General features: G+C 68.6%; 7 protein-coding genes and 1 pseudogene. 4 read left to right on the top strand and 4 right to left on the bottom strand.

All coding sequences use genetic code 11. The features are described from left to right. A partial coding sequence (locus tag RMO85_RS09385; protein WP_310528464.1) for a GNAT family N-acetyltransferase occupies nucleotides 1-806 on the top strand: 806 nt, incomplete at its 5' end. Between the two features lie 442 nt (nucleotides 807-1,248). Here the strand turns inward: RMO85_RS09385 and RMO85_RS09380 are convergent. Continuing rightward, on the bottom strand, nucleotides 1,249-1,683 hold the full coding sequence (locus RMO85_RS09380; RefSeq protein WP_310528463.1) for a hypothetical protein: 435 nt from the start codon (nucleotides 1,681-1,683) through the stop codon (nucleotides 1,249-1,251). Between the two features lie 38 nt (nucleotides 1,684-1,721). Next, on the bottom strand, nucleotides 1,722-3,773 hold the full coding sequence (locus tag RMO85_RS09375; protein ID WP_310528462.1) for a CARDB domain-containing protein: 2,052 nt from the start codon (nucleotides 3,771-3,773) through the stop codon (nucleotides 1,722-1,724). Nucleotides 3,774-4,154: 381 nt separating this feature from the next. On the opposite strand from RMO85_RS09375, the gene RMO85_RS09370 reads away from it, so the two are divergent. Then, complete coding sequence (locus RMO85_RS09370) at nucleotides 4,155-4,433, top strand: tyrosine-type recombinase/integrase (protein WP_310528461.1); 279 nt, start codon at nucleotides 4,155-4,157, stop codon at nucleotides 4,431-4,433. Beyond that, complete coding sequence (locus RMO85_RS09365) at nucleotides 4,430-4,762, top strand: tyrosine-type recombinase/integrase (protein WP_310528460.1); 333 nt, start codon at nucleotides 4,430-4,432, stop codon at nucleotides 4,760-4,762. The genes RMO85_RS09370 and RMO85_RS09365 overlap by 4 nt, the downstream gene beginning before the upstream one ends. Nucleotides 4,763-4,890: 128 nt before the next feature. Here the strand turns inward: RMO85_RS09365 and RMO85_RS09360 are convergent, their stop codons facing one another. Further along, entirely contained in the window at nucleotides 4,891-5,580 is a 690-nt protein-coding gene (locus RMO85_RS09360) for a DUF2064 domain-containing protein (protein WP_310528459.1), read from the bottom strand. Beyond that, nucleotides 5,577-6,236, bottom strand: coding sequence for a glycosyltransferase family 2 protein (locus RMO85_RS09355; protein ID WP_310528458.1), 660 nt, complete (start codon nucleotides 6,234-6,236; stop codon nucleotides 5,577-5,579). The genes RMO85_RS09360 and RMO85_RS09355 overlap by 4 nt, the downstream gene beginning before the upstream one ends. Before the next feature lie 48 nt (nucleotides 6,237-6,284). On the opposite strand from RMO85_RS09355, the pseudogene RMO85_RS09350 reads away from it, so the two are divergent. Next, nucleotides 6,285-6,580: pseudogene (locus tag RMO85_RS09350) on the top strand (hypothetical protein); the annotation flags it as partial.

The following is a 6,580-nucleotide window of genomic DNA, read 5'->3' as shown; positions in this document are numbered from 1 at the left end:
TGCTTCAACGCGCTCGTCTGGCCGACCCTCTGGCCGGACTGTGGGAGGCCGCCGACGTGCAGTGGTGGTGGCGAAAACCGCAACAGTCTGATGAGATCGATCAGCTCTTCTGGCTCGACGACGACGGGCCCGTCGCCGGTGTCCTCCTGACGAGCTCGGATAACGACACGTGGCAGTGCGACCCGGTCGTTGTCCCCGGTGTGTCGGGCTGCGAGCCCGACGACGTGTGGGGTCGAGCGCTGGAACATGCTGCGGAGCACGCGTTGGCAGGTTTCGACGTTCTCGTGAGCGACGGCGACGCCTTCGCGGAGGTTGCTCGGCGATCCAGCCTCACGCCTGACTACCGCGACAGCACCGGTTGGATGGACGCCGCCGATCGGCCGGCCATCTCGGCGCCCGCAGACGGATTCACTCTCGTGGATGGCACGCAGCGCCTCGAGGTCCCACATCACATGCGGCACCGCAGCGGAGACGCGGTGAAGGAGCGCCTCGAACAGTGCTCGCTCTACGACCCGGCCCTCGACCTCGTTGTGGAGTCCGCTGACGGGCGGGTCGCCGGCTACTCGTTGTACTGGTTCGACCCGACGACCAAGGTGGGACTCGTTGAGCCCGTCAGAGTCGAGGACGAGTTCCAGCGTCGCGGTCTGGCGAGCGCGATGCTGACCGCTGGCATCGATCGGCTGGTCGCGAGAGGTGCAGAGCGGGTGAAGATCTCCTACGGGAGCGAAGCGGCCGAAGGGACCTACCTGGGCCTCGGTTTCCGGCCAACGTCCACCGCCACCTGGTATCGGCAGTCTGCAGGGTGAGCGGTGATGGCGAGCGGACGCCGAGGTCGCACACACCGGCACTGGTGAGCCTCCGCAGCGTGCAGGCGGATGGTCGCGCGCGGCGCGTGCCGGTGGCGGTTACTGCCTCTGGAAGCCGGGCGGGCCTCGCTCGCCCAGCGCCATCGGACAGTGGGCCGCGTGACCATCGGGTTGCGGGACACAGATCGACCGCAGTGGCTCCCGTCGGGTCGACAGACCAGACAATCCAGAGGGAACCTCGCGGCCCCAGACGCGAGGCAAGCGCACGATTCGTCCGGACATGTGAGCGGTCGCTTCTCCCGGGCGGCAACGGAACCAGGGCGGTCTAGTCTCCCCTTCCGTGCACGGCGAGCACACGGTGGCCGCGGCCTCACCGAGTGCTCGGACGTCGGAGCCGGTTGCTGCCCGCAGGGGACGTGCGACTGAAATGGCCTTGGAATACTCAGTCGGCCGTTGAAAGCACCTGGATCACAGTTTCACCGGCGCACGTAGCGGACTCGCGGATGGTCCAGCGCCCGTGGAAGCCGTCGCCCTTCCACTCGGCCTCGGCGTCGTGGTCCTCGGTCTCGCCGTCTTCGATCTTGAAGCCGGCGTCCACTGCGTCGCGGTTGAGGAACTCCAGGATGGCGGAGAATGACGTGGTCGAGATGGCGCTGACGATGGTGCCGTCAGCGCCGCGGTCCTCGACGTGGTGGACGACCGTATTCGAGGGGAAGGGCCAGTCCGACGGGAAGCCGTCGCCGTAGGTAGTGGCGGCGGGCACCGCGTCGTCCGCGCAGGTGGAGAGATCAGCAGGTGCGGCGCCGCCGATCTGCTTCTGCGCCGTGTCCTGTCCGGACTCGGCGCCGCACGCGACCAGGACGGTGCCGATCACCATGGTCGTCACGATCGACCTGGCCGCGCGCAGACGTCCTCTCACCGGACCGTGACTGACTTCTGCAGCTTGTTGTCGGCCTCGTTCGACTCGACGACCCGGTCGGCCGGGTCGACCGTTGCGGTCACGGTGTGATTGCCCTTGGTCGTCTTCCAGGTGACCCCCAGCGTCCTGCTAGCTCCCGGGGCGAGGCTCGCCGTCGTGAGGGCGCCGACCACTCTGGTTCCGTCGAGCACCTGGGTGCCCAGGTCGGTGAGCGTCGTGGTGCCGGTGTTCTTGACCAGCATGGTCGCGGTCACGCTGCCGCCCTTGCCAGCGGCCACCGCGAGGGACGACAGGGTGGCGTTGGAGGTGGGCTGGTCGTACTTTGCAAAGAGCGTGTTGCCGGCGCTCTGGCGGGCGATGGTCGCATAGGAGTCGCGGCCCGTGTGGTTTGGGTCGGTGACGCAGGCGCTGATGCAGCCGTCAGCGAAGCCGACGGTGATCCGGCCGTGATCGTCGACGGTGACGTCCATGAAGTCGAGCAGGTTGCGGTCGTCCCCGCAGGTGGTGCCACTCGTGCAGATGGATCCGACCTGGACCGGGTCGCCGGGGGTGGCATCGCTGGTCACCCAAGTCTTGCCGCCGTCGTAGGTCGTGTCGACGTACAAGTGCCAGATGCCGTGGAAGTTGGCGTTGTCCTGGTAGTTGCCGCCGGCCGGCGTGCCGAGGTAGGCGATCGAGGCGCGGTCATCGTCCCCGGCCACGACCGTCGGGAAGACCGCGTTCTGGATCCCGAACGACGTGCCGACGGTCTGCCGGTCGGTCCAGGTCTTGCCCTGGTCACGACTGACGGCCACGCCCGGCTTGCCATCGGCGCCGACGTAGCCGAAGTAGGTGGTGCCGTTGGAGCCGACACCGACCGACGGGTCGGAATCGCCGGGTGTGGCGCCCGGAACCTTGCTGACGGTCCAGGTCGTGCCGTTGTCCTTCGAGACGACGACTGCCTGGTCGGCGCCGCAGCCCTTGTTGGGGAGGTAGGCCGTGCCGTCCGGTGCGACCTTGATGTGGCCGTGCAGGCCGCCGCAGTCGAGCAGGCTGTACGTCGGGACACCGGCGCCGAAGGTCGTACCGCCATCACGCGACACCGCGCAGAAGGCGGTGGCGATGTCCTGGCTGCAGTAGTAGACCGCGTCCGGGTAGGCCGAGGTGGGCAGGGCGCCGACGCCGCCGCTGGCGAAAGGACCCCCGCCGATGGTCTGGTGATCCACGCCGGAGGGGATACCGCCGCCGGTGCTCGGCGACCAGGTCTTGCCGTCATCGTCGGTGTAGCAGGTCAGCGAGTTGGCGCCGGAGAGCTGGGACTCGAACGTGCGACCCGTCTGGTGGTCTGTGAACAGGATGGGGTCGAGGCTCACGGTGCTGCCCTGGGGGCAGCCGTTCGCCGCCTTGGCCGAGACGTCCGACCAGGTCACCCTGGCCGGGCTGACGCTGTCGTCGAAGGTGGCCTTGAAGGTGGAGCGGTAGGCCTGGTAGAGCGTCGCGCCGGTCTTGAAGTTGGTGCCGATCGAGGGCTCACCGGCGTTGTTGGCATCCTTGAACGTGCTGGGCGCCGCGTAGGTGGCGAAGTTCGGGGGCGTCTGCGTGCCCGGGGCCGGGTTGGCCGGCACCTCGGTCAGCGTCGCGGTGGCCGAGTAGGACTCGCCGAGCGGGGCATAGGGCACCACGCGCACGGTGTAGTCACCGGAGTTCGGTGGCAGGATGACCTGCTCCGGGTCCGCGGACGACGCGGAGGTGTCGACGACGTTGCCGCCCTTGTCGAGGACGTACACGTCGAAGTCTGCGGCCGTGTTGGCCCAGGCGACCTTGATGTTCAGGGCGTGCGTGGTGCCGTAGCCGGCTGGCGTCGCGACGTGCAGGGCGAAGTCGTCACACGACTGCGGGACAGAGCAGTCGGGGGTGCCCGCGGCGCCGGTCGCATTCGGGACCAGGAAGGGCCCGCCACCCCAGGTCAGGCTCGTGTCGGCATCGGACACAGTGCCCTGTGACGGCGCGGCCGCGTCCGCGGTGCTGAGCGTGAATCCGGTGGCGAGCAACCCGACTACGGCGGTCACTCCCACAATCCGGCTTCTGACGACTCGTCCTTCTCGACGCATTCGACTGGCTCCTTGAGGGTTCGGAAGGGAACGTGATGGGACATCCAGGTTCTCCAACGACCCCCCGAGACTTAGGTCACGCCCGCTCGGGCTGTCGTCGCAGGTCCGTCTAGTCAACTTCGAAGGTCACGGGTGAAGGGCCGAGGGACTTGGTCGAGGCCCTTGTCGCCGTTTCGAAGGGGGCTCACACCGGGTACCTGTGCAGGGAGAGGTGTGCGAGCAGGTAGCGGACGATGCAGGTGCCTGGCGCGACGGATGTGACGAGCTCGCGATGGGGCAGACGCCCCCACCGCCAACGCGCACGCCCACGGCCTCGTGAGGACGATCCTGAGTGACGCCGTGCAACGTCGTCTGATCGACTTCAACCTGCCCGAGCTCGAGGCACTGACGAAGGCGATGCCCGAGCGCTACCGGCTCATGATCCTCCTAGCGTCGTGGTGCGGACTGCGCTTTGGGGAGATCACCGAGCTACGCCGCCACGACGTCGACCTGACAGACGGCGTCGTCAACATCCGACGAGCCGTGGTCCGCGTGGACGGGGAGTTCATCATCGGCACGCCGAAGACAGACGCAGGACGCGCGATGTTTCGATTCCGCCGCACCTTCTCCCCGTCGTGAAGGCGCACCTGGGCGACAGCATCACCGGGGGCCGCGATGGCCTCCTATTCCCTGCCGCTGGCGACCCGACGAAGCACCTAGCGCCCGCCAAGCTCTACAGGGTCTTCTACAAGGCGCGCGAGGCCGCAGGCCGACGCGATCTCCGGTTCCACGACCTTCGCCACACCGGAGCGGTCCTGGCCGCCAGCACCGGCGCCACACTGGACGAACTGATGGCCCGCCTCGGACACTCCACCGCCAGCGCAGCATTGCGATACCAACACGCGGCCAAGAATCGCGACAAGGTCATAGCCGAAGCCCTGTCGAACCTGGCGACGAAGGACCTTTGACCAAGCGCCAAGGAAGCCAGTCGCATCGACTGGACGCGGCGGGCCTGTTCCGTCCCTGTCAGGAGGCCATCGGATCTGCGGGGCAAGTGCGATTTGTTCTCGCGGATATCAGCGGCGAGGAGTCTCGGTCATACGAGCCCGGCAACGGCGTTCCAGGCCCGGGCGAATCGTGTGTCGGGGGCCTCGTGAGCCACCGAGACGGCGTCGGACACCGTGTCGACATCGCGCATCGTCGTCGTCGTCGTGACCCGCAGTCCGGCGGCGGTGAGAGCGGCCCGGGTGTTCGTGCAGGTCGTCGGTGTCGACATGGCCACGCCGGCAAGGGGACCCGCTCTGGCAGAGTCGCGAAGGGCCAGGACCCACCAGCCCCCGTCCGGTGCGGCTCCCAGAACGGCGTCGCTGCTGGCGGGTTCCCCCTCGATCCCCAGTGCCGCTGCTGCGGCGCTGAGGAGCTGCGCGGTCACCTGAGGTGTGTCCATCCCGATCTGCACCACGGGACCCGGTGCCGTCGCGGCCAGGTCGGCGTGAGCGTTGACCAGCCGTACGGCGAACGTGTCGCCGCGCTGAGTTGTCACCGCCCACCCGGCAAGGGCCTGGACGATCAGCTCGCCGCCCACGGCAGCGCCGAGTTCGCCGTCGAGTGCGAGATGGCAACGGTCGGCGCCGAAGGCGGCCGTGCACGCGTCGAGGGTGTCGAGCAGCGCGGCGGACGCCAGGCCAGCCGCCGTGTCCATGCCGATCTCGTGACCCAGTCGTGTCTTGACCCGGCCCGGGACCGGGGCCTTGGCCATCACGAGGGCGCGGGGAAGGGGGTTCACGACAGGACCCGCCAGAAGTCGAAGGCGGTGCGTACCGTGCCTCGGACGCTGCCCGACACCTTGGACCGGGTGCCGCTCGCGCGGGGGTGGTAGCTGACGTCGTGCTCGGTGACGGTCCAACCGGCGTTGGTGACCTTCTGGAGGAGCTCGACCGGGTACCCGAAACGTCGATCGGCCACGCCCAGGTCCAGCAGGTCGACCCGGCGGCACACCCGCATCGGCGCGATGTCGTGGACCGGCATGTCGATGCGCCACCGCAACCACTGGACGATCAGGCGGTTGCCTGCACGCGCGTGCCAGGGCCAGACGCCGGCACGAACGGGACGTCGACGGCCGACGGCCATGTCTGCAACACCGGACTGAACGTCGGCCAGCAGCGGCAGGAGCTCCTGCGGGTCGAACGACCCGTCGCCGTCCATGAACGCGACGTAGTCAAGCTTCGCCGCCAACAAGCCGGCGTGGACCGCCGCGCCGTAGCCGGGCACAGGCTCTGCCACGACCGTCGCACCGCCCCGGACGGCTTGAACTGCCGTGTCGTCGCGGGAGCCGTTGTCCACGACGGTGACGGCGAACTCGGCCGGCACCTCCGACAGCAGGGCTGCGAGTGCCGGACCCTCGTCGCGGCAGGGAAGGATCAGGTCGCACACGGGCTGCATGTCCCTACGGTAGACAGGAGTCGAATGCGAGCCGAGACGAGGAGTCCGATGCAGGCCGACGCTGGCGACCCGCGCAGCGGCACCGATCGACCTGTCGCCGCGTGGGCCGGCCTCGCCATCGCCGCGACGCTCGTGGTGCTCGCAGTGACCTTGCCTCGTCTCCTCGACTGGCAGGTCTACTCCCATGCCAACCCGAGCCCCGACGACGTACCGCCGCTCCATTCGCTCTGGGAGCCCAAACTCGGGCCGGGCACCGTGCCCGCATTGCTCATCGCGGTCCTCGGCTGGCGATACGCGTTAGCCTGGGTGGAGCGGTTGAGCTGGCCTCGTCTGCTGATGACGAC

Source organism: Nocardioides sp., assembly GCF_031422975.1.
Taxonomy (GTDB): domain Bacteria; phylum Actinomycetota; class Actinomycetes; order Propionibacteriales; family Nocardioidaceae; genus Nocardioides.
The sequence above is the reverse complement of the archived record's forward strand: the minus strand, read 5'-3'. Positions and strand labels throughout refer to the sequence as shown.

What these genes read in the sequence shown, in the direction of transcription:
- RMO85_RS09380 (WP_310528463.1), bottom strand. Translation starts at nt 1,683, where the DNA reads ATGGTGATCGGCACCGTCCTGGTCGCGTGCGGCGCCGAGTCCGGACAG.
- RMO85_RS09355 (WP_310528458.1), bottom strand. Translation starts at nt 6,236, where the DNA reads ATGCAGCCCGTGTGCGACCTGATCCTTCCCTGCCGCGACGAGGGTCCG.